This window comes from Micromonospora sp. NPDC005252 (genome assembly GCF_042872475.1).
Lineage (GTDB): Bacteria > Actinomycetota > Actinomycetes > Mycobacteriales > Micromonosporaceae > Micromonospora.
In genome coordinates this window covers 920,575-942,845 of the sequence record NZ_JBIAKN010000001.1, presented here as the reverse complement: position 1 = coordinate 942,845, position 22,271 = coordinate 920,575, and the positions used below count along the sequence as shown (strand labels likewise).

At 69.5% G+C, this 22,271-nt stretch carries 19 protein-coding genes and 1 tRNA gene; 13 read left to right on the top strand and 7 right to left on the bottom strand.

The genetic code is table 11. The annotated features are described in order from the left end of the window. Positions 1-6: 6 nt before the first annotated feature. Both ACFYPH_RS04565 and ACFYPH_RS04560 read right to left on the bottom strand, forming a co-directional pair. Complete coding sequence (locus tag ACFYPH_RS04565; RefSeq protein WP_387178918.1) at positions 7-477, bottom strand: PDGLE domain-containing protein; 471 nt, start codon at positions 475-477, stop codon at positions 7-9. Next, the gene (locus tag ACFYPH_RS04560; RefSeq protein WP_363940085.1) at positions 474-1,190 is read right to left on the bottom strand and encodes an energy-coupling factor ABC transporter permease; all 717 of its coding nucleotides are present in this window, start codon (positions 1,188-1,190) and stop codon (positions 474-476) included. Before ACFYPH_RS04560 ends, ACFYPH_RS04565 begins: the two co-directional genes overlap by 4 nt. 435 nt (positions 1,191-1,625) lie before the next feature. Between ACFYPH_RS04560 and bcp the strand changes: the two genes are divergently transcribed. The 4 genes from bcp (at position 1,626) to ACFYPH_RS04540 (ending at position 3,430) form a co-directional block, all read left to right on the top strand. Further along, positions 1,626-2,102, top strand: coding sequence for a thioredoxin-dependent thiol peroxidase (gene bcp, locus ACFYPH_RS04555; RefSeq protein WP_354855157.1), 477 nt, complete (start codon positions 1,626-1,628; stop codon positions 2,100-2,102). A gap of 31 nt (positions 2,103-2,133) precedes the next feature. Beyond that, on the top strand, positions 2,134-2,730 hold the full coding sequence (locus ACFYPH_RS04550; RefSeq protein ID WP_387178914.1) for an HNH endonuclease: 597 nt from the start codon (positions 2,134-2,136) through the stop codon (positions 2,728-2,730). Next, positions 2,721-2,794 (top strand) — tRNA-Leu (locus tag ACFYPH_RS04545). Before ACFYPH_RS04550 ends, ACFYPH_RS04545 begins: the two co-directional genes overlap by 10 nt. A 108-nt stretch (positions 2,795-2,902) precedes the next feature. Beyond that, a complete protein-coding gene (locus ACFYPH_RS04540; protein WP_354855155.1) occupies positions 2,903-3,430 on the top strand; it encodes a GNAT family N-acetyltransferase in 528 nt (175 codons plus the stop codon). 161 nt (positions 3,431-3,591) lie between these two features. Here ACFYPH_RS04540 and ACFYPH_RS04535 read toward each other — a convergent pair whose 3' ends face one another. Continuing rightward, a complete protein-coding gene (locus ACFYPH_RS04535; RefSeq protein WP_387178911.1) occupies positions 3,592-4,641 on the bottom strand; it encodes an expansin EXLX1 family cellulose-binding protein in 1,050 nt (349 codons plus the stop codon). Between the two features lie 97 nt (positions 4,642-4,738). Beyond that, positions 4,739-5,557: an MOSC domain-containing protein gene (locus tag ACFYPH_RS04530; protein WP_387178908.1), complete on the bottom strand. Its 819-nt coding sequence runs from the start codon at positions 5,555-5,557 to the stop codon at positions 4,739-4,741. 637 nt (positions 5,558-6,194) lie between these two features. Between ACFYPH_RS04530 and ACFYPH_RS04525 the strand changes: the two genes are divergently transcribed. Next, positions 6,195-7,283 (top strand): LCP family protein, encoded by a 1,089-nt coding sequence (locus ACFYPH_RS04525; RefSeq protein WP_387178905.1) that lies wholly within the window; start codon positions 6,195-6,197, stop codon positions 7,281-7,283. A 330-nt stretch (positions 7,284-7,613) separates the two neighbouring features. Beyond that, the gene (locus tag ACFYPH_RS04520) at positions 7,614-8,918 is read left to right on the top strand and encodes a sugar transferase (RefSeq protein WP_354855151.1); all 1,305 of its coding nucleotides are present in this window, start codon (positions 7,614-7,616) and stop codon (positions 8,916-8,918) included. 9 nt (positions 8,919-8,927) lie between these two features. On the opposite strand, the gene ACFYPH_RS04515 is transcribed toward ACFYPH_RS04520, so the two are convergent. Beyond that, entirely contained in the window at positions 8,928-10,184 is a 1,257-nt protein-coding gene (locus tag ACFYPH_RS04515; RefSeq protein WP_354855150.1) for a DUF1501 domain-containing protein, read from the bottom strand. Between the two features lie 19 nt (positions 10,185-10,203). After that, positions 10,204-11,472, bottom strand: a complete 1,269-nt coding sequence (locus tag ACFYPH_RS04510; RefSeq protein WP_354855149.1) for a DUF1800 family protein — start codon at positions 11,470-11,472, stop codon at positions 10,204-10,206. A 432-nt stretch (positions 11,473-11,904) separates the two neighbouring features. On the opposite strand from ACFYPH_RS04510, the gene ACFYPH_RS04505 reads away from it, so the two are divergent. The 6 genes from ACFYPH_RS04505 (at position 11,905) to ACFYPH_RS04480 (ending at position 19,903) form a co-directional block, all read left to right on the top strand. Next, positions 11,905-13,170 carry a glycosyl transferase family 1 gene (locus tag ACFYPH_RS04505; protein ID WP_355066930.1) on the top strand — a complete coding sequence of 422 codons (1,266 nt, stop codon included), beginning with the start codon at positions 11,905-11,907 and terminating at the stop codon, positions 13,168-13,170. After that, a complete protein-coding gene (locus tag ACFYPH_RS04500) occupies positions 13,163-14,674 on the top strand; it encodes an O-antigen ligase family protein (RefSeq protein WP_354855147.1) in 1,512 nt (503 codons plus the stop codon). Before ACFYPH_RS04505 ends, ACFYPH_RS04500 begins: the two co-directional genes overlap by 8 nt. Further along, positions 14,604-15,641 (top strand): glycosyltransferase, encoded by a 1,038-nt coding sequence (locus ACFYPH_RS04495; RefSeq protein ID WP_387178900.1) that lies wholly within the window; start codon positions 14,604-14,606, stop codon positions 15,639-15,641. Before ACFYPH_RS04500 ends, ACFYPH_RS04495 begins: the two co-directional genes overlap by 71 nt. 53 nt (positions 15,642-15,694) lie before the next feature. After that, positions 15,695-16,825: a glycosyltransferase family 4 protein gene (locus ACFYPH_RS04490; protein ID WP_387178897.1), complete on the top strand. Its 1,131-nt coding sequence runs from the start codon at positions 15,695-15,697 to the stop codon at positions 16,823-16,825. A gap of 71 nt (positions 16,826-16,896) precedes the next feature. Further along, positions 16,897-18,360, top strand: coding sequence for a lipid II flippase MurJ (locus ACFYPH_RS04485; RefSeq protein ID WP_355066928.1), 1,464 nt, complete (start codon positions 16,897-16,899; stop codon positions 18,358-18,360). Between the two features lie 478 nt (positions 18,361-18,838). Continuing rightward, entirely contained in the window at positions 18,839-19,903 is a 1,065-nt protein-coding gene (locus ACFYPH_RS04480) for a glycosyltransferase (protein ID WP_354855142.1), read from the top strand. Positions 19,904-19,955: 52 nt separating this feature from the next. On the opposite strand, the gene ACFYPH_RS04475 is transcribed toward ACFYPH_RS04480, so the two are convergent. Beyond that, the gene (locus ACFYPH_RS04475) at positions 19,956-21,284 is read right to left on the bottom strand and encodes a hypothetical protein (protein WP_387178893.1); all 1,329 of its coding nucleotides are present in this window, start codon (positions 21,282-21,284) and stop codon (positions 19,956-19,958) included. A 130-nt stretch (positions 21,285-21,414) separates the two neighbouring features. On the opposite strand from ACFYPH_RS04475, the gene ACFYPH_RS04470 reads away from it, so the two are divergent. Further along, a complete protein-coding gene (locus tag ACFYPH_RS04470) occupies positions 21,415-22,266 on the top strand; it encodes a MurR/RpiR family transcriptional regulator (protein ID WP_387178890.1) in 852 nt (283 codons plus the stop codon). Positions 22,267-22,271 lie beyond the last annotated feature (5 nt).

Below are 22,271 nucleotides of genomic sequence, written 5' to 3'. Positions count from 1 at the left end.
TCCTGCTCAGCCGGCCGCGCCGGCGCGGCGCGCGGCGGTGACCGCGTCCCCCGTCGCGTCGTCGTCGCCGGCGGTCGACGCGGTGGACGTGTCGTCGCCGGCGGTCGACGCGGTGGACGTGTCGTCGCCCCTGGTCGACACGCCGCCCCGGCGGCGCAGCAGCCAGAAGCCACCGCCGCCGATCGCGAAGGTCACCAGCACCCCGAGCACCCCGGAGAGGCCGGTCGAGACGAAGCTGTTCCGGATGCCCCGCACGCCGTAGTCGGCGAGCGGACTGTCCCCCAGCTCGTGCTCACGGGCCTGCTGCGCCGGGCAACTGCCGCCGACGATGTTGTCGTCGGCGTCGACGGTGCAGCCCTTGAGCAGGGAGGAGTCCAGGCCGTCCGGGTGCGACGAGGCGTAGTTGCTCACGACACCGGCGAGCAGCAGCGCGATCAGCAGACCGCCGGCCAGGAACGCCCAGGAACGGTTCTTCATCGGACACCTCCGGAGACCGGGACGGCGGGGGTGGCGGGAGCGGGCAGCGCGCGCAGCGCGTACACCAGGTCGGGGCGCACCTTCGCGACGGTGAGCACGGTGGTCGCGGTGATCAGGCCCTCGCCGATGCCGATCAGCAGGTGCACGCCGGCCATCGTGCCGGCCAGGCCGGCGAGGTTGCCGCCCAGGTCGGTGGTGCCGCCCAGCCAGTACTCGACGACGAAGCCCTGGGACGCGACCACCACGCTGAGAAGCGCCGCGACGAACGCGGTGACGGCCAGGCCGGCCCGCGTGCGGGGCAGCACCCGCAACAGCACCGCGATCAGCAGGTACGCCGCGGCGGTGCCGAGCAGCGCCATGTTGGTGATGTTCAGGCCGAGCATCGCCACACCGCCGTCGCCGAAGATCAGCGCCTGCACGACGAGCACCACGGCCACGCAGAGCGCGCCGACCCACGGCCCGACCAGCATCGCGGCGAGCGCGCCACCGAGCAGGTGACCGCTCACCCCGGCCGTGAAGATCGGAAAGTTGAGCATCTGGACGGCGAAGATGAACGCCGCGACCAGGCCGGCCATCGGGGCGAGCCGATCGTCCAGGTCCCGCCGGCCGCGTAGGACGCAACCGGTGAGCGCGGCGAGCGCCAGGGCCGCGAACACCGCCGCGACGGGACCGTCGATGATCCCGTTCGAGATGTGCATCGCCAGTGTTTCCACGCGACCTCCCACGCGTCAGCGGACCCGTCCGGGACCGGCGGGGTCAGCCTATTTCCTAGGAGTTGTTGTTGCCAGACTCTGGCAACAACGCATGGTCTTGATCACCTTCGGCAGGCCCCGACGTCGCGGGCCGACCCGTTGATCGACTCGCCGTGCTTGATGTCGGGGGTCCACGTGACCGCATCGGCGCTGCACGCCCAACCGGCCGTCCGCTCCGAGATCTTGGACAGTTTCCGTCAGCGGCTGACGGAAACTGTCCAAGATCTGCTCATGCCGCTGCCACAGGATGGCGCGGATCCGACAAATCGTCCTGCCGGTGCCGGCGAGTGGCGTGCCACGGCTCGGGACCGCCGGCTCACCGGACGGCGAGTCGATCAACGGGCCGGCGCGCGCCGCCGACGCCGACACCGGCATGCCCGGCGGTAGGGTCGGGTCATGACCGCGCCCGACCGCCTCTCCCCCGGTGACCCCGCGCCCGAGTTCACCCTCCCCACCGATACCGGCGACCAGCTCTCCCTGGCCGACCTGCGAGGCCGCAAGGTCGTCCTGTACGCCTACCCGGCGGCGATGACCCCCGGCTGCACCAAGCAGGCGTGCGACTTCCGCGACTCGCTCGCCTCGCTCCAAGCGGCCGGCTACGAGGTGGTTGGCATCTCCCCCGACAAGCCGGAGAAGCTGGCGAAGTTCCGCGACCGCGACGCCATCACCTTCGGACTGGTGTCGGACGTGGACAGGTCGGTGCTCACCGCCTACGGCGCGTACGGCGAGAAGCAGCTGTACGGCAAGACCGTCACCGGCGTGATCCGCTCGACCTTCGTCATCGACGCCGACGGCAAGATCGAACGGGCGCTCTACAACGTCAAGGCCACCGGGCACGTCGCCAAGCTCCGCCGAGACCTCGGCCTGGACTGAACCTGTCGTACGGTCCCGTTACCGTGCGTCAATGGTTCGGTACAAGTACACGCCGGAGGCGCTCGCTCAGGCAGCCGCCGCAGCGCGCAACATCACCGAGGTGATGCGACTGCTCGGCGTCCGGGTCAGCGGTGGCTCGCACGCGCACATCAGCCGGCAGCTCAAGAGATTCGGCATCGACACCTCGCACTTCACCGGCCAGGCACACAACCGAGGCGTACGTTGGCGCCGGCGGTCTCCCGAAGATCTGCTCGTGGTGCTGCCCGCGGGCTCCCGTCGGATCCCAGGCATTCGACTCAAACGCGCCCTGGCAACAATCGGCCTTCCGGAAAGCTGCGAGGTGTGCGGCACCGGGTCGACGTGGCAAGGCGCCAAGCTGACACTGCACGTTGACCACATCAACGGCGACTTTCTCGACAACCGGCCGCGCAATCTCCGGCTGCTGTGCCCCAACTGCCACAGCCAGACCTCCACGTATGCCGGACAGCGACGGCCTGCCCTCGCCGATGACGAGGTGGTCTACGATCCTGAGGCGGTTACTCCCACGGGCTTCCGGATAGGCAGGCGGCTGCCTCATCGGCCAGAATGGCCCTGGACGCTGGTGGAGTACAGCTTCAAGGGGCCGTAGCCCAACGGCAGGAGGCATGCGGTTTAGGTCCGTACCAGTGCGGGTTCGAATCCCGCCGGCCCCACAAAACAACATCGTCGGTGGACGAATTAGCGCCGCTCGATCAGGGCTGGCTGTCGAACGCGTCACGATCATGGGCCGGGAGACTGGCCGCCGGGTCAGGATGGGCGCCGTGAGTCTGCGCTTCGTCCTTGATCCCGAACTGACCCCACGGCTGCGCGCCGACATCGTCGCTCTCTGGGTGGACGTCAGCAACGCCGGTGGCGCGGTGGGTTTCGTACCGCCGGTCACCGCCACCGATGTCCGTACGATCGCCGACCCGACGTTCGCGGGCATCGCGGAAGGGCCGGACCGGCTGCTGGTCGGCTACGACGGCGACCGGCTTGTTGCGGTACTGGTCTTCAGCGACAACCGGTTCGGCCTCAAGGCGCACTGGTGTGTGCTGAAGCGGGTGATGATCCACCCGGACACCCAGGGTGCGGGCCACGGGTCGGCGCTGATGCGCGAGGCCGCCCGGCTGGGTCGGGAGTTGGGCCACGAGGCGCTGCACGTGACGGTGCGCGACGGGTTGGGGCTGGACAATTTCTACCGTCGTCTCGGGTATCGGGAGATTGGTCGGCTGCCGGGCGCGTTGCGGGTGGCGCCGGGCGACGACCGCGACGAGATCCTCATGTGGCTCGACCTGACACCAACCGGCTGAGCGGCCGGCCGCACCAGGCCGCCAGCGCACCAGGCCGGACAGCCACACCAAGCCGTCCGGCCGCACCACGCAAGTCCGCAGCAGGAAGGCCGGCCCCGCCGCGCCACGCCGGCCGGCACCAAGAAGACCGGCACCAAGAAGACCGGCAACAAGAAGACCGGTCAGCCGCACCAGCGGGCGGTTGCCCCGGCCGGTCGGGTGGAGGGCCGGTCGGCGACCGGGGTGGCCGGGGCGTTCGCCTTCGCCACCTCGGCCGGCCGGCGTGCCGATGTCGGCGTACCGCTGGGTCGGGCTGCCGGCGGGCGGGCCGTCGCGGACGGGCGCGAGGTCTTGGCCACGACGCCACGCTCGTACATCCGCACCACACTGGACTGCACCTGACCGGGTGCCATCCGGATGCCGGACACGGTGACACGGTGTCCGTACACGTCGCTGACCCGCACGCTGTACGGGCCGGGGCCCGCGCCGGAGGCCAGCAGCCAGTAGTTGTAGTCCTGCCGGGCGGTTGCGCGCCACGGGCCGTCGTCGCCCTGGCGCACCTCGACGGCGCGCAGCGGATTGCCGTGGTTGCCGATCCGGACGGCGAACCAGAACTGCGACGCGCCCTCCTTGATCCGGAAGCTCAGCGGGCCGGGCAGGGGCGGGTTGACCACAGCGCGGTAGGTGACCTGGACGAGGCCCTGCACCGGGTCGGCGATGCGGGCGAACGCTTCCCGGGACAGGTCGAGGTGTCCCGGCTCGCACTCCGGGCACTGGTCCATGATCAGGACACGGACGGTGCCCTTCGGGCCGGTGACGTCGAGGAAACCGCCGCAGGCGGCGCCGGCGGCGTACTCGGTGGGGCCGAGCGCGACGTAGAGCCGGTTGGCTGGCGCCGCCGGGTTCGAGCAGTTGCCGCCGGCGCCCTTCGAGTCGTAGAAGGTCGCCTTGCCGCTGTGGGTGGCGGTGCCGGTGGGTGGCGCGGCGGCGAGCGTCCGGCCGGCGGCGCAGGCCGGGGAGGAGCCGGACCGCAGGGCCAGGGTGAGCCCGAGCACCGCCGCGAGCACTGTGACCCCGGCTGCGACCAGCCAGGGCACCGGGCCGGACGGGGACGCGAGCCGCTCGTCCGGAGCACGGTCCAGGTCGAGTTCGATGTCGACGTCCTTGACGCCGATGGCGGAACCGTCGATGCCCCTGCTGTCGACGCCGCCGGGAGCGCTTCCGTCGGTCACGTCGGCGATGCTGCCGGACCCACGTGCGGCCGGACAAGCCGGCTAAGCGAAAGCTAAGACAGCATCGACGGACGGTGACGGCCGGGACGCTGGCCGGTCAGGGTTCGACGACGACCGGGTCGCCGATCCGCAACGAACCACCGTCGACGGGCACCAGGTGCAGTCCGAAGAGGAGCTTCTGGCGGACGTTGCGGTAGCGGCCGAGTGTGCGCAACGGTTCCTTCGCGCGTACCCCGGTCTCCTGGTCGGTCGTGGTGACCACGCAGCGATCGCACGGTCCGGCGGCGCGCAGCCGCAGGTCGCCGATGCGCAGCGACCGGCCGGCCCAGCCGTCCTCGGCCCAGGCCGGCGCACCGTCGACGACCAGGTTGGGGCGGAACCGGGTCATCGGCACCGGCTCCTCCCCCGCGTCGGCGAGCCAGCCGTTGAGGGCGTCGAGGGAGGCGGCGTTCGTCAGCAGCAGCGGGTAGGTGTCGGCGAAACTCACCTGGTCGCCGGTGTCGTGCTCACGCGCGTCGGTAGCCACGTGCCGAGCCGGGTTGGCCAGCCAGACGAGCCGGACGGGCCGGTCGAGCAGCGCGCCGAGCCAGGCGTCGGCTGCCGCGCCGGCGGGCAGCGCCCAGACCGGGATCGTCCGGCTGCGGAAGGTCCGTACCGCCACCGGATCGCCGCCGGCCGGCTCCGGCACGTCGAGGTCGGGCTGCCCGTCCGCGCGCAGCACCAGGCCGCCCGGTCGCACGACGGCGCGCAGGTTGACCAGCCGCGTGGTCTCCCGCTGCGTGACGCCGACGCCGTCGGCGTCCACCACCATCCAGCGTCGGTCGCCGGCCAGGCCCCACGGCTGCACCAACGCGCCGTCGTGGTCGAGGCGGTGACAACCCTTGACGGGGTACGTGTGAATCGAGGTCAGCCGCACCCGGCCACCATGCCATGCCGATGCCGTCGCCGGGGCACCGGTGGCTGGCGTTGCACTGCCGGCGGGCGGCCAGGACGCAAATGCCCAGTGCCTTGTCGACACCCGTCTCGACCACGTGCGAGGGGCGGGTGGCGCGGACGATCGCGTATCCCGATGCGGCGGGCATAGTGGACCCGCTTGTCGGCCAGTTCGCGCCGGGTGGCCCCCGCGGCGGCCCGCTCGATTGCTGGCGCAGCTCATGGTCGGACTCGATCTTGTCGAGCCACCCGCGGACCGCCTTGACCGGCCGGTCACAGACCATGCTGACGAACCAGACCAGGTGGTTGCGGCTGAATATGGTCAGCTCGTACGTGTAGTTGTGATGCTCACGGGAGGTGGCCAGCCACCGGGCGGAGATGCGCAGCACCTTGGCGTCGTGGCGGGCGACCCGGGCGAACGGCGGCGACCGGCGCGAGATGTGTGCGGGCGATGGCCCGTCGGAGCTTCGTCGCGTCTACGGGTGGGTTCTTACCAGTTCCAACCGGACGATGGCTGGGAATGTCACCGATCGCCGGTCGACGGTCCTCCCACCATCGGCGGGCGTTCCTGGCCGGACGAGGGTACGCGGGCCGGAACGTGAATCAGTAGCATCGCCCCTATGGCGCGTGCAGACCAGACCGCAGAACTCAACCTCCCGACGAACTCGGGGCCGGTCGACCCTGGGCAGCCAGATGGTGGCGAGCAGATCGTTGCCCCGTCGCCGCGGCCCCGGCGGCGGTGGAAACGGATCGTCCTGATCACCCTCGTGGTCATGGCGTTGCTCGCTGGCGGTGGCGTGGTTGCGAGCGGGCTCTACTTCCGATCCATCAACTCCGACATCGAGCGGGTGGACGCATTCGGCGACGTTCCCGAGGAGTCACGTCCCCAGCCCGTGGCGACCGGCGCCATGAACATCATGATTCTCGGCAGCGACTCCCGCGACACGGAGAACAGCTCGGGCTCCCGATCGGACACGATCATCCTGGCTCATCTCCCCAAGGACCGGTCCAGCGCTCAGCTGATCTCCATTCCCCGCGACACCTGGGTGCACGTGCCCAAGTCGAAGGAGGGGCGCGGCGGCACCGACGCCAAAATCAACGCGGCGTACGCGTGGGGTGGTGTCCCGCTGATGGTCCAGACGGTGGAGGAGTTCACAAACGTCCGCATCGACCACGTGGCGATGGTCGACTTCTCCGGCTTCAAGGAGATCGTCGACGCGCTGGGCGGCGTCGAAATCGACGTGGAGCAGAGCTTCACCTCGACCCACTCGCTCAATCCCGATGGTCGGCGCGAGTTCACCAAGGGCCGGCAGACGATGGACGGGGCCGCGGCCCTGGACTACGCCCGCGAGCGTTACGCCTTCGCCAACGGCGACTTCACCCGGATCAAGCATCAGCAGCAGGTCATCAAGGCCATTCTGGACAAGGCAGCCTCCGGCGGTGTGCTCGCCAATCCCGCCAAGCTGAACTCTTTCGTGAAGGCCACGGCCAACTCGGTGGCCGTCGACCGTTCCCTGTCCCTGGTCGACCTGTCGATGGAGCTTCGTCATCTCCGGGGCGGCAACCTCGCGTTCTTCACCTGCCCCACCAAGGGGACGGGCCAAATCGGCAGTGAAAGCGTCGTGATCGCCGACAAGGGCAAGGCGCAACGTGTCTTCGACGCGGTTCGCCGCGATTCGGTGGCCGACATCGCGTCCGCCGCAAAGTAGGAGACAGGATTGCCGTGCCGGCTCTGGTGGTGCAACTGACGCGGTCGTAACCTGCGATCGCCCCCTGGCTATGAATTTGCGCCGGAGGGCTCACGGGGGAGGATCACCATGTCGAGCCAACCGGTCATGAGTTATCCGGGTGCGAGACGGACGGAGTTCGGCGACGCGCCGCCGCAGGCGGAGGCGCACCACGATGCGGACAGCAGCTCTGTCGCCGACCCGCCGAGGGTGTCGGCGAGAGCGTCCGTCCGCTCCGGTATGGACACGACAGCGGTTCTGCCGTACGCGGGATCCCGCGCATCGAAGAGGACGCGCTGGCTGCGGGCGTGGATGTTGACGGCACCCATCGACGTCGCCGCGCTGCTGGTCCCCTTGCTGCTGAGCCAGAACTACTGGCGGGGGACGCTGGCCAACGCGGCGCTCGCCGTGGCCATCTTCGCGTCCGGCGGGCTCTACCGGGCCCGGCGGCACGTCGGCATTCTGGACGAACTGCCGAGCATCTGCGGACGGTTGCTGGCCTCCGCCGCCGTGGTCGCCATCATCGCGGCCGAGCGTCACGACTCGGTGCACTACGTGGGCGGGTTCATGCGCGGCGTCGCGCTCTCCGCCAGCCTGGTGATCGTCGGCCGGGCCTTCAGCAGGGCGTTCACCATCGTCGCCCGCAAGCGCCGGTGGGTGGAGCACAACACCATCATCATCGGTAGCGGCCCGGTCGGTCTGGAGCTCGCCCGGCTGCTGCGTCGCTACCCGCAGTACGGCCTGCGGTTCGTCGGTTGCGTCGACGTCGCACTCGGCGAGGGCGTCGGGTCGGTTCCGTTGATCGGCACCCTGGACGATCTCGAAAAGCTCACCGACATGCTCGAATGCGATGTCCTGATCATCGCCGATCCGGATTGTTCCGAGTCGGCGTTGATGGACATCCTGCTGCGGGCGGTCAATTCGCGCTCCGACCTCTGGGCGGTGCCGCGTCTCTGGGGATCCCGGTCCCTGGGCGGATATCCCGACCACATTGGCGCGATACCGATCGTCAAGATCGGTGATACCAAGCTCTCCGGCCCGCGATGGGCTGTCAAACGGGCGTCCGATGTGGTCTTCGCCGCGGTGGCGTTGCTCGTCCTCAGCCCGGTGCTGCTGCTCTGCGCGATTGCGACGTTCCTCGACGGTGGGCGGGGCATTTTCTTCTACCAGGAACGGATCGGCCGATACGGCAGGCCATTCAAGGTCATCAAGTTCCGTTCGATGCAGCCCACCGACGAGAGCGAGTCGCAGACGAACTGGTCCATCGCGCACGACCAGCGGGTGGGATTGGTCGGCCGGTTCATGCGCCGGACGTCGCTCGACGAGCTGCCCCAGCTCTGGAACATCCTGCGCGGCGAGATGAGCGTGGTCGGCCCCCGGCCGGAACGGCCGCACTTCGTGGAGAAGTTCTCGGTCGAGTACCCCACCTACGCGATGCGCCACCGGGTGCCCGTCGGGCTCACCGGGCTCGCCCAGGTCAGTGGCCTGCGCGGCGACACCCCGATCTCGGACCGGGCGAGGTTCGACAATTACTACATCGAGAATTGGTCGCTGTGGCTGGACTTCAAGGTCGTGCTCCGCACCGTTGCCGAGGTGTTCCGCGGTGGTGGCCGCTGACGGCCGGCATCAGCGCACGAGCAGCGGCAGCAACTGGGCCCGGTAGCCACCGAGGTAACGGTCCGGGTCGCCGGCCAACACGCTGGCGAGCACGGTGCCGAAGACGTCCCTGAAGTCCGTCGTCGCCTTAAGATCGCCGTCATCCAGGTCGGTCAGGCTCGGTTGCTCACCATAGAGCCCGCCGGCCACGTCATGTCCGAGGACGAACATCGGCCCGGCCGTGCCGTGGTCGGTTCCGTCGGAGGCGTTCGCCCGGACCCGCCGGCCGAACTCGCTGTAGACCACGACGGTGACCCGTCGGCCGGCCTCGGTGCGGCCCATCCGGTCCACGAAGCCGCTCAACGCCTCGTCGAGGTTCTTGAGCAGCGTCTCCTGCCACACGCGCTCGCCCGCGTGCGTGTCGAACCCGCCAAGACTCACCGAGTAGACCCGGGTGGGCACCTGGAATTCCACGCACCGGGCAACGAGCGCCAACTGGGCGACGAGTGCGTTGTCGCCGCCCGTGCCGGTCGCCTGGACGGCACTCCCACCGGTATGGCCATGCTCGTCGGTTCCGGACGCGGCTTCCTGCACCACACGGTTCATCGTGATGAGGTCCGCGTAGCTGGCCGCTGCCCGCGCCTGCATCTCCGACTCGCAGGGCTCAGCCCGGCCGAGTGCCGAGACGACGGCGGGCGGGACGCCCGGCGGCAGGGTGAGCCCTCGGTAGCTCACGCAGGCGCCGACGCGGGACTTACCCACCAGCATTGGCGGTAGGGCCGGTTCGAAGCTGACGGCCGTCTCGGTGGCGGCGTTCGTCGCGTCGAGCCAGCGCCCCACCCAGCCGGTTGGAGCGGGAGTGCCGGGCGACGCGGTCTGCCAGATGTCCATCGACTTGAAGTGGCTCCGGTCCGGCTTCGGGTAGCCGACGCCACGCACGATTGCCATCTTCCGGTCGTCCCAGAGCCGTCTCATTCCGCGCAGCACCGGGTTGAGGCCCAACGCGTCGTCGAGGTGCAGCACCTGCCCAGGCGCGTACGCCAACTCCGGCCGGGCGCTGTGGTAGGCCGGGTCCGCGTACGGGATGACCGTGTTGAGACCGTCGTTGCCGCCGTAAAGGGTGACCAGAACGAGCGTGGGCAGGCCCTCCTGGGCATCACCGGCCCTGGTCTTCTCACCGCTCTTGAGCAGTTCGTGAAAGCCCAGCACTCCCGCGCCGGCCGCCAGCGCGCCACCGGCGACAACCCCGGACGAGATGAGGAACCGCCGTCGGGTCAACGCATCCATGTCCACACATCCACTCTGGTCAGGTCACCAGGTACTCGGGACTGACCAACCCGAGTGTCAGCTTCATTCGGTCATCTCGGGCGTCGCGCAGCACGGCGTACGTCCGGTTGGTCCATCGTTCGACGCAGAGCAGTTGCGCCACGGCTTCCGGTGTCAGGGAGCCGGGCTGCACCAGGCCGACAAGCATGCTGGCGATCTTCAACCGGACCTGGGCTGCGGCCGAGGTCAGCCAGGCAGCACCTGCCGGCCACCCGCCGACGCTCGGCGGCGCGAACGGACGCTGACCCAGCGCTTCCATCGCCCAGTAGATCTGCGTGAACACCTGCGCGGGCATGGCGGCCGGCCGGACCCCCAGCTGACGCATCGCGCCGACCAGCCACTCGACGGGTTGCAGGACCATCGTCCCGCGAGTCGCCTGGAACGCCTCGTCGGCGAAGAGCACTCGCAGCATCGCCATCGGCGCCGGGAAGGCCTCCGCCATCGCGTCACGGGTGCGCTCCGGGATGGGCTGGGTTGGCGAGGCGTACCGGAACCACAGCCGGGACGCGATGAACCGCCGGCAAGTCGGTTGTTCCAGCAGAAGGTCGACGAGACTGTTCGCGTCGAAGTTCGCGGTGACGCCGAGGACCTTCTTGCGGCCGGTGTCGCGGTGCTGGGGATCGGAGACCAACGACTCACGGTCAAGGACGACCCGCCAGCCGGTCAGTGCGCGGCCAGCCTCCTTGACGTCCTGCTCGGTGTACCGCCCCACACCGAGCATGAACAGCTCGAACAGTTCCCGGGCGAGGTTCTCGTTCGGTGCCGTCTTCTTGTTGTGCTGCCCGTCCAGCCAGTAGACCAACGCCCGGTCGAGCACCATGTGGTGGGCCAACTCCGCGAAGTCGCGTGCCTCCCGGAACGCGTGCAGTTGCCCGAGCATGAGCTGCGGGCTGCGGACCTTCGCCACCGAGGTCGCCCAGTGCCCGTGCCAGAAGAACACCAACTTCTCGACCGCCTGGTGGTCTGCCACGGTCATCCGATCGAGCCACCAGCGCGCGAGGGACACCGTCTGCTCCGTACGCCGACGGTCTCCCTCAGCCCGCTGAGCGTCCGTCGGCCGGGGCAGGCGGGTGAACGGATCGGGGCCCAGGTCGGGAACCGGTGCGCTGGTCGCGCCGACATCGGGCCCGGCAGGGGCGACCACCCCCGTCAGCGTCGCCGCGTAGCCGAGTTGCCTTCCGGCGCCCACCTCCGCCGCGGTGGGGCCGAAACCGGCCCGCCGAAGCAGAAGGACGATGTCGTCGGTCATACGTCCACAGTAAGGAGTGTCACCGTTGTCCGGCGACAGGCCCGGACCGTTCCCACGCCGACAGGATCTGACCAAAGAGCTATTTCCTCCGTGCTCCGAGTAGCCCATCTGATCCCAAAAGCCTACAGAAGGATTGAGTAGCGTTCTGACGTAGCTTCTCGGCATCGTCACCGGACGGTCCGGCAGTCCGGTCCATCATTGACAGAACGGCCGGCACTGAGGTCTATTAACCCCGGCTTGACGGGGCGGCCCTCGCTGCCGTCGTCTGCGGGTGCGCCCGGCCACCGTCGCGACTGGCGAAACGCACCCAACCGAACGGGGATCGGGTTGTAGCGGAGTGCGTCCTGTCGTGCACGCACCACCGCTGCCGCGCGGTCTGCACACCTGCGGCCGCAGCGCGAACATGTGGCCGGACGAATCCGGAAGAGACACGTGACGACACCACCTTCGCCGCCGGACCCCCTCTCCGGAGCCGGGTCGGCAGCACCGACGATCCTCGTCCTGGGCACCGCCGAGTGGAATGCTGAGATCGCCACGAACCAGCACTACGTCGTACGGGAACTGGCCCGTGACTCGGACACCTACTTCGTGGAATCTCTGGGTCTACGTCGAGTGAGACTCGACTCGAAGGACGTCACCCGCATCGCCAAGCGGCTGCGACACTCTGTCGTCGGCCATCAGAAGACGGCGGCCTACCGTCCCATCCCCGAACGGGCCACGGTCATCTCGCCGCTCATCGTGCCGATCCATCAGGGGCCAACCCGCTTGCCGAACCGACTCCTCCTGGAACGTGCCGTGGCCGAATGGCGACGAAGCCCGAGCCCTCGGATTCTTTGGACGTTCACGCCCGTCACGTACGGCCTGGAGCAGTACGCGGACTTCACCCTCTACCACTGCGTCGACATCCTTCAGGCCTTTCCCGGCATCGACGCCTCGGCCGTGTCCGCCGGCGAGCGGCACCTGGCGGAGCTGGCCGACCTGACCATCGGCACCAGCCGGGCCGTCACCGCCCACCTGAGCGACGTCGGGTTCACCGAGGTCCTCACGCTGCCGAACGTCGCCGAGATCGATGTCTTCTCCGCCGCGAGCCAGCCGGCGGCGCAGCGGCTTCCCGCAGCACTGTTCGCGGGCAACCTCTCGCCACACAAGCTGGACTTCGAACTGCTGCGCACGTTGACCACCGCACTTCAGGGGCACGGCGAGCTTCTTCTCGCCGGCCCGATCGCGGCGGGCGGCGGCGGGTTCGACCGCGAACTGGCCCAACTCGAACGGCTCGGCGCCAGGTACCTGGGAGTACTGACCCTCGACGAACTCGCCGCCGCCGCGGGCACCTGCAGCGTCGGGCTAATCCCGTACGCGCTGAACGACTACACCGTCGGCGTCAGCCCGCTCAAGTGCTATGAGTACCTCTCATCCGGCTTGAACGTGGTCAGCACCCCCATCCCCGACGTCGTACAGGCGGCGCGGGCCACCAAGCACATCACCGCCGCGAGCTCCACCGGCGACTTCGTCGGCCAGGTGCTGGCGACGATCCGCCCTAGCACGGACGACGTGATCGAGGCCCGTGTCCGGTATGCCGGCGACTTCGGCTGGCGCTCGCGGGGTGGCCTCCTGCGGGACATCGCACATCGCATGCCACGACGCGCCGCCGAGGTCGTGGCGCGGCCTGCCGGCGAGACTGGAGGCACCCGTGGCTAGGGCACGCTCGGCCGCATCCTGGGCGATCGCGACCGGATCGACGCCGGCGGCCGCGGCCTGCCTGGTGCTCTTTCTCGCCCTGCCGCAGTTCTACCTCTTACCCAAGGGCAGCACCGACATCGCTGCGTCGACGGTGGTCACCATCCTGCTGGCTCCGGGAGTCCTCCTTGCGGCCCGTCGCGGCTCGGGCGTCGACCTGCTCCGCCTCGGCTTCTTCCGCGTCCTGGTGGCGCTGCTCGTGGTACGGATGCTCGCGCTGGTCTGGTCGCCGGATCCACGGGCCGGTCTGCCGCTGATCGCGCTGCTCGGCCAGTTCATCGTCACGCTGACGCTGATGCTCCAGGCTGTCCGTCAGGACGCCGATCTGCTGCGCCGATTGGCGCGCTGGTACTGGCCCTGGGTCATGGTGGAGGCGGCGATGGTGCTCACCTTCCGGGTCCTACCTGGCGTGGAGGACGCGTTCCTGCGTTCCGTCGGTGGGATCGTCGCCGGGCAGAACACCGTCGCCGCCCTGTTTGGGGACAGTCCCAACAACGTCTTCGACGAGGCGAAGTCCGGCGGGGTGTTCGTGAACGCGAATGTCGCCGGGCTGTTCCTCGGTGTGAACGCGATTGCCGCGTTCGCCGTCGCGGCTGTCACCCGGGATCGGTGGACGCGGGTGGTGGGCTTCGTCGCGCTGGCGGCGGTGCCGATCACCGGCTCGAAATCGGCGACGATCCTCGCGGTCGCCCTACCCGCGACCGTGCTCGCCGTCCAACGTCTCGCCCCTACGCGCGGGTCGGGGCCGGCCCGACAGAGCGTCCGCCACTGGCCGACCGGCCGCAGGCGCCGTCAACTGTTGCTCGGGCTGGGCGGTGCCGGTCTGCTCGGCGCGGTCGCGGCCGTGCTGCTCGCCGTCAACCTCGGCTTCACCGATGCGCTGGCCAAGTCCTTCGGCGACCGGGCGGCCATTTGGGGCTTCGGCGCGGAGGCGTTCCTGCGTGACCCGCTGCTCGGCCTCGGCTACGGCGGCTGGGACGCCGGCTTCGGGACATACGCGCGAGAGCACGGCATCTACCGCAGCTTCCCGCCGCACAACGTCCTCCTCGCGGCGTGGGCCGCGACAGGTCTGGTCGGCCTGGTGTTGACCGCCGCGTTCTTCACGCTCGCGTTGCGGCTCGCCGTCCGCGTCGTCACGAACGGCGAGCCTCGACACCGAGCGTTCGCGCTCTGGACCACCGCGGCCATCGCCTGGACGCTCATTCATGGGCTGGGTGACAACACCGAGATTTTCGGTGACATCCACCTCATACCTATCCTTTCGCTGCTGGTCGCCTTCCTCATCGGGGGCGGCCGCGAGGAGTCGAACGATCATGCGACTACCCGCCGTTGGAATCCTTCGACATCAACAGTTCCTGCCCTCGGAGACGTTCATCCCGAGCCAGGCGCTGGCGATGCGCAGCTTCCGACCGCTGTTCGTGGGCCGGGATCTGGTTCCGGACCGGCCTGGGACCGAATCGCTTAGCGTCGCGGAGTTCGGCAAGCCGGCCGTCCTGTCGTACACGCTGACGCGCCGCTCCGAGGCACTGGCCGGCGCCCTCGCGGAGCGCGGCACCGCCTTGCTGCACGCCCACTTCGGCGTCGAGGGGGTGTACGCGGTCCCCACCGCGAAGGCGCTGGGAGTACCGCTGGTCACGACCCTGCATGGCTTCGACGTCACGGTCACCCGGGCGAAGATGTTCGCCTCGAAGAAGCCGTCGTGGTTGAACTACGTCACCTTCCGCAACTCCCTCTTCACTGAGGGCGCGGTGTTCGTCTGCGTGTCCGAGCACATCCGCCGCCGCGCGGTGGAGTGGGGATACCCCGCGGATCGGTGCCGCGTACTGCCCATCGGCGTGGACGTCGACGCCATCCAGCCCACCGGTCCTGTCGAGGTGCCCCGCATCCTGCACGTCGCGCGGCTGGTGGAAAAGAAGGGAACGCAATACCTGCTGCGGGCCTTCGCTGACGTGCGGAAGGCGATTCCCGGTGCGGAGCTGACGCTCATCGGTGAGGGTCCGCTCCGCGACCCGCTCGGCGCGCTCGCCCGGGAACTCGGCATCGAGGCATCGGTGCGCTTCCTGGGCACCCAGAAGCACAGCGTTACCCTCCAGTGGCTGAGCCAGTCGACGTTGCTCTGCCTGCCGAGCGTGACGGCGCAGGACGGTGACCAGGAGGGGCTGGGCATGGTCCTCCTGGAGGCGGCCGCCTCCGGCAAGCCGGTGATCGGCACTCTCCACGGCGGGATACCGGAAGCGGTGACCGACGGGGCGAACGGCTTCCTGGTGCCCGAGCGGGATGTCGCCGCGCTCGCGGACCGGCTGATCGAACTGCTGCGGGACAAGCACCTCTGCGACCGGTTCGGGAAGGTCGGGCGGCAGACCGTCGAGGACCGGTTCAACCTGCGCCGGCAGACCGAGAAACTCGAGTCGTTGTACAGGGATCTGCTGTGATCGAGTCAATTCTCATCCATTCCCGGTCGACGCCGCACCATCACACGGGCGGGATGGAAACCCTCGCCTGGCGACTGGCCGCCGAGTGGGCCAGGAACGTACCGCGGGTGCACATGGTCACCACGGCGATTCCGGGCCGGACCGGCGCGTTCACAGAGGACGGCGTCCAGGTGACGCCGCTGGCCGGCACCCGGCCGGGCCACTACTCCCGCGCCTGGTGGGAGGAGTCCCGGGCCCACTGGGCGGCGATCGGCACCCCACCGGGGGTGGTTCTCTCGGTCAGCGCCGGCTCCTACTCAGTGGTCCGGGAGCGGGCCCTGCACCCGCACACGCCGTTCGTGCTCCAGGCCCACGGCACGTCCGCCATGGAACTCGGGTCGAAGCTGCGGGCACCCACCGCGCGTTCCCTGGCCGGTACGCCCAAGAACGCCCTCTCGCTGGTCCGCGACCTTGCCCGGTATCGCGACTTCGACCGCCTGATCGCGGTCGGCGAAAACGTGGTCGAGTCGCTGACCGCGGCGCCACAGAACTGGTCGACGCTGCCAGGCAAGATCCGCCTGATTCCGAACGGCGTCCGGGCCGAGGACCACGCCTTTGACCGCGCGGCCCGGGACCGGATCCGACGCGCTCTGGGAATCGACGAGGCGACGGTACTGGTCGGCTATATCGGCCGACTGCACGTGCAGAAGCGGGTCGACCGTGCCCTGCAGGCGGCAGCGGCCCTCCGTGACCGTGGCCTCGGCGACCGGTTCCGGTTCCTCATGGTGGGCGATGGCCCGGACGACGGACGGCTGCGCGGCCTGGTCCGCAAGCTCCAGTTGGAGAAGATGGTCGTTTTCACCGGACGGGTGGACGCGGACGCGGTGCCCGACTACTACTCGGCCGCGGACGTGTCACTGCTCACCACCGCGCGACTGGAAGGGCTTCCGATGGCGGTGCTGGAGGCGTTGGCCAGCGGCCTGCCCTGCGTCGTCACGGCCGGGTCGATCCGATCCGAGGCGCTGAGCCGGGTCATGCACGAGGTCGACACGTCGAACTCAGACGCTCTTGCCGACGTGGTGCTTAAGGTGACGGCGGACCGAGCGCCGCGGGCAAATCTGCTGCCCCCGGCCTTCCTGCTCGACAAGTGTGCCCGGGACTACCTGGCGGACTTCGCGCACCTGGTCACACAGCGCCGAGCCTGACCATGGGCAAGATCTTCTTCCGTCTGGTCCTCGGCGGCATCGCCGGCAAGATCCTCGGCCTGCTCCGCGAGGTGCTGCTGGCCGCGCTCTTCGGGGCGGGGCGGGTGGTGGCAGCCAACCGTATCGCGCTGACTGCGACGTTGGTTCCGATCAACTTCTTCACCGCCGACGCGCTGACTGCGGGATTCCTTCCCCTGTACGTGCAGTACCGCCAGGAGCGGCCGGCGATGGCGCGGACATTGCACCGTGCGGTGCACCTGCTGTTGGCCGTCTTCTCCCTGCTTCTGGCCGTGGCGCTGATCTTCGGGCGGGACCTGTGGGTTGGGCTCCTGGGGCCGGGGCTGGATCCGCACACGGCGGACATCGCCGCGACCATGCTCGGCATCGCCGCGCTAGGGGTTCCGTTCTACGTCCTGTACAACCTCAACACCCTGGTCGGCCTGGCCAACGACGACGTCCGCCTGATCAACCTGCGGCCCTCGTGCCAGAGCGTCGGGCTGATCCTCGCCACGGTGATCGCCTGGAGGACCGGGCACGTTTCCGTGCTGGCGTGGGGCTTCACGGTGCCGTACATCGTGCTGTGGGGTTGGGGCGCCTACTGGATCCGCCGTCAGGGCTACCTGCACGGAGGCGACGACACTGGTTCGCACCGCCCGGATCGGGCGGCCGCCAAGGTGGCCCTCGGGATGTTCTGGCGGCGCCTGCGGCCACTGCTGCTGATTCCCGTGATCCTGCAGGGCTCGATCGCGGTCGAGCGGGCCGTCGGCTCGCTGCTCGGCGTCGAGGTGGTAGCGGCCACCGAGTACGCACGCTTCGTGGTCGACTCGTGCATGGCCCTGCTCGCCGCCCCGCTGGGTCTGGCCGGCCTGGCGTCGTTCGCCCGCATGAAGGCCGATGAGGTGGGTGACGGGCTCGGCCGACTGATCCCGCCGGTGATCCTGGTGGCCGTGCCCCTCGCCCTGATCCTGTCGCTGAACAGCCGGGGGATCGTCACCCTTCTTTATGCCCGAGGCCAGTTCGACGAGCGGGCCGTGGACGTCTCGTCGGTGCTGCTCATGGGCTTCGCGCTCGGGATCTGGGCACACGTCCTCGGCTACACCTTCGTAAAAGTGCTGAACGCCCGAGGGGCCAACTTCCAGGTCGCGATCGTGATGGCGCTGTCCTTCGGCATTCCGATCGCCGTGAACCTCCTGCTGTACAGGCAGTGGGGGGCCTTCACGATCGGCGCGGCGTCCTCGATCGGCGGCGTCCTGATGTTCCTCATCTCGGCGAGGTGGCTGTCGGTGCTGGGCTACAGCACACGCCTGCTCGCCCTCGCGCTGCCCGGCGCGGCCGTCGCCGCAGTAGCCGGATATCTGCTGGCCGGCGCCGGGCCGCTACGCCTCATCGCATCGTGCGTGGCCATCCTGCTGATCTGGGTGGGCTACGTAACGGCCGTGCCCTCGCTTCGGCGTACGTTCCTGTCGTTCGTCCTGAAGAAGCTCGGCCACGGCACGGACGAGCCTCAGCAGGACGGCCTGGTGGCGATCAAGTGAGGACCCGATGGCGATGCACACCGGCCTGGTGACCGGCATGGACGACACCTCGGAGCGGGAAGCACCGCAGCCGGCCAACGAATCCGGCGACTCGACCCCTGTCCCGTCGAACTGAAGATCTACCTGCTTTTCGCGGTCGTCGTGTGGTACAGGTTGACGTACAAGCGAATCGTTCTCATCTACGTACAGTGGATGATCGCTGCTCTTTCCGCGGAGTACTCGCAGGTCCGGCCCATCATCCAGTTCGTGGAGGCGGGCTTCGCGCCGCATTTCGTCGCCGCCCGGGTGCTGCGCCGGAGGTTGCAGTAGGGCTACGCGCAGATCAGAGCGCAACAGGCGAGCAGCGACCATCTCGGCTGGCCGGTACGGCCGGACGCCGGCGTCCCCACGGCATGAGGAGCAACCAGTGGTAGACGATCTTTCCGCCCATCCTGAGGCCGACGGGACGCGCCCGCTCGACCATCTGACGAGCAGGCGGGTGGCGCTCGTGCACGAGTGGTTCGGGGCGACCGGCGGCTCCGAGAACGTCTTCCGGCAGATCAGCAACCTGCTGCCGGAGGCTGAGCGCTTCGTGTTGTGGAAGGACCACGACGCCGTCGAGCCCAACCTGCGGGAATCTTGGTTGGCGCAGACACCGTTGCGCCGTACGAAGGCAGGCGCGCTGCCGTTGATGCCGCTGGTCTGGCGGACCCTCAGCCGGGAGCGGTTCGACCTCGTCATCTCGTCCAGCCACGCGTTCGCCCACACCGTACGGCTCGGCTCGACGGAACACACCCGGTACCTGAGCTACGTGCACTCCCCCGCCCGATACATCTGGAGCCCGAACTTCGACGGGCGGGGCTCCAACCCGCTGCTGACCCTGCCGCGGCGTGTGCTGCAGACCGCCGATGTGCGGCTCAGCCGCCACGTGCACGGGTACGCCGCGAACTCCGAGGAGGTGCGTGCCCGGATCGCCCGGTACTGGCGACGCGACGCGGTCGTCATCAACCCTCCGGTGGACGTCGACTACTTCGCTGCCGCGCCTGCTGCAGACCAGAGCCAGTCCCGCGACTACCTGCTCGGGGTCGGGCGGTGGATCCCGTACAAGAACTTCGACCTGATCATTCAGATCGCCGAGGCGGCCGGTCTGCCGGTGGTCATCGCCGGCTCGGGTCCCGAGGAGACCGCGCTCCGCCACGCCGCCGAGCGAGCCCGGGTGGCGGTGACGTTCGAGGTACGCCCCTCGAAGGAGCGGCTGCGCCAGCTCTACTGGGGTGCGCGGGCGCTGCTGTTCCCGGTCCATGAGGACTTCGGCATAATCCCGGTCGAGGCACAGGCCTGCGGTACCCCGGTGCTGGGTCTGCGCCGCGGCGGTCTATTGGAGACCGTCAACAACGGCGAGACCGGCTTCCTCGTCGACTCCGTCGACCCACGCAGCTTCGTACCGCTGGTCCACCGCCTGCCGGAACTGTCGCCGGAGCGCATCCGGGCACATGCCGCCGCGTTCTCCGAGCAGCAGTTCGCCGCGCGTATGACGGACTGGATCGCCGAAGCCCGGCGCTGAGTGCGATTTACGTGGATACGCGTGCCGGTCGGCACGCGTATCCACGGCAGGTTCAGAAGACCACGACGTCCCGCAGGTAGGTGGCGACCCGGCGCAGTTGCTGGGCCTCCGGCACCGGGCTGGTCATGCGGAGCACGAGCTGCCGGTCGACGACACCGTCCCCGCTGCGGAAGTAGGCGACGACGACCAGGGCGTGCCGCTGCTCGCCGTCGGCGTTGATGAGCGCCTCGGCGTAGGTGGCGTACTGCCCGCTGCGGATCCACCGCGCGCCCCACGCCTCCTCGCTCATCCGCATCGTGGTCTGGCGTTGCTCGTCACACGGCTCAGGGCAGTTCCGAACGATCAGCTCACCACCGATCGGCGACCCCCCGGAGGCTGTCATGCCGCAGTTGTACTTGACGAACCCCTCGGCCTGACCGGCAAGTGTGCAGGACCAGTCCATCGGAACCTTCACCGGGAACCCGAGCCCTTCGAGGCCGGTCAGCGTCCGCACGTTGTCCCGTTCGGTGAACCCCGGCCACTGTGCCGGCCACTTGCCTCCGTGCGGCGGCTCGATTCCCGGCGACTGTGGCGGGGCGGTAGGCATCGGTGGCGATTCGGCGGTGGCGGTGGCGGTGGCAGCGGCGTTCAGGTCGGCCGGGTTGTCGTCGTCAGCCCGGCCGGCCCAGGCGACGAGGCCGCCCCCGCCCGCCAGCACCACCAGTACCAGCGCTGCGGCTCCGACCCAGAGGCCGGTCCGCCGTTTGGGCGGTGCGGAGGGGGTGATGCGACGCACTGGCGAGGCGAACAGGTCGGCGTTCGTCGGACCGTGGCTGTAGGTGTCGGGTGGTGCCGAGTTCACCGGCGCGGGAGGTGCCGACATCACCGGGGCGGGTGGCGCCGACGTCACCTCGGCCGGCGAAATGGGTACGCCGGAGATCGGGTGCGGGATCGCGGACACCAACTTGCCGGGGACGGGACCTGTCTGCACTGCCCACGGGGCCTGCGGCACAGCGGAGACCGGCTGCGGCGGGCTCGACACGGGCGGGGCGGACACCGACGGCGGGGCGGACGTGGGCGGCGCAGCCGTCGGAGCGGGGGTGTATTCGACGCCGAGGGCCCGGAACAGCTTTTCGGCCCCGGCACCCGCCTCGGCCGGGTACGCCACCCAGGGGGCGTCGGCCGAGAAGTCGGCGTACGTGTAGGCCGGCCCACCCGGAGCCTGCGCCAGCGAATCGGCGACTCCGGCAAAGGACTCGCGCCAGCCTGGCGCTGCGGCCACAGTGGCGTCGAGCACCGCCACTGTGACGAACCGGCCCTGCTCGTCGATCGCGGCCCACGCCTTCCCCACCGGAGACCCGCCGAGCGCGTGGGTGAACCTGTAGGGGCCTTCCGGCTGCATGCGCACTCCTCCGTTGTACCGCCGTGCGGATAGTACCGGCCATTCGCACACCTGACCCTCCTCGGCCGGCATCCGCCGGTGATCGAGCCACTACTTGCTTCGTGAAAGTTTTCATGCATACAGTCGCGGAGTGAATGACGGAGCGGTCCAGGCGTCGGCCGAACAGGTGTTCAACCTGTTCGACGGCGTACGGCTCACCCCGACCCAGCGTCGGATCGCGCACTGTCTCGTGCAACACGCCCCGGCCGTGGCGTACCTCTCCGCGGCGGAGGTCGCCGAACTGGCCGGGGTCAGCCAGCCCTCGGTCACCCGGTTCGCCGTCGCGCTCGGCCACGACGGCTATCCGGCGTTGCGCCGCCGGCTGCGCGACCTCACCAGCACGACGCCCGGCGGGCCGACGGACGCCAGCAACGAGCTCCAGCAGGCGGTACGCGCCGAGATGGGCAACCTGGACCGGCTGGCCGGTCAGCTCGCCGACACCGACCGGATCGCCGAGACCGGGCGGCTGCTCGCGACCAGCCGCCCGCTGCCGGTGCTCGGCCTGCGCGCCGCCGCGCCGCTGGCCGCGTATTTCGCCTACTTCGCCGCCAAGGTGCACCCGGACGTACGGGTGCTCGACGACGGCGGCAGCCTGCTCACCGACCGCCTGGAGCAGGCCGCCGAGGCCGGGGCGTCCGCCGTGCTCGCCTTCGTGCTGCCCCGCTATCCCCGGGAGACCCTGGACGCGCTGCGCGACGCGCGTGCCGCCGGGCTGACCGTCGTGGCGATCACCGACTCGCCGGTCAGCCCGGCCGCCGAACACGCCGACGTGCTGCTGCCGGCCGCCGTCGGCGCCCAGCTCGTCTTCGACCTGCACACCGCCCCGATGACCCTGGCCATGGTGCTGTTGCAGGCGATCTGCGACGCCGCGCCGGCCGACACCCAACGCCGTCTGGAGGCGTTCGAAGCCTCCGCGGCCCGCCGACAGTTGTTCCTCGGTTGACCGGA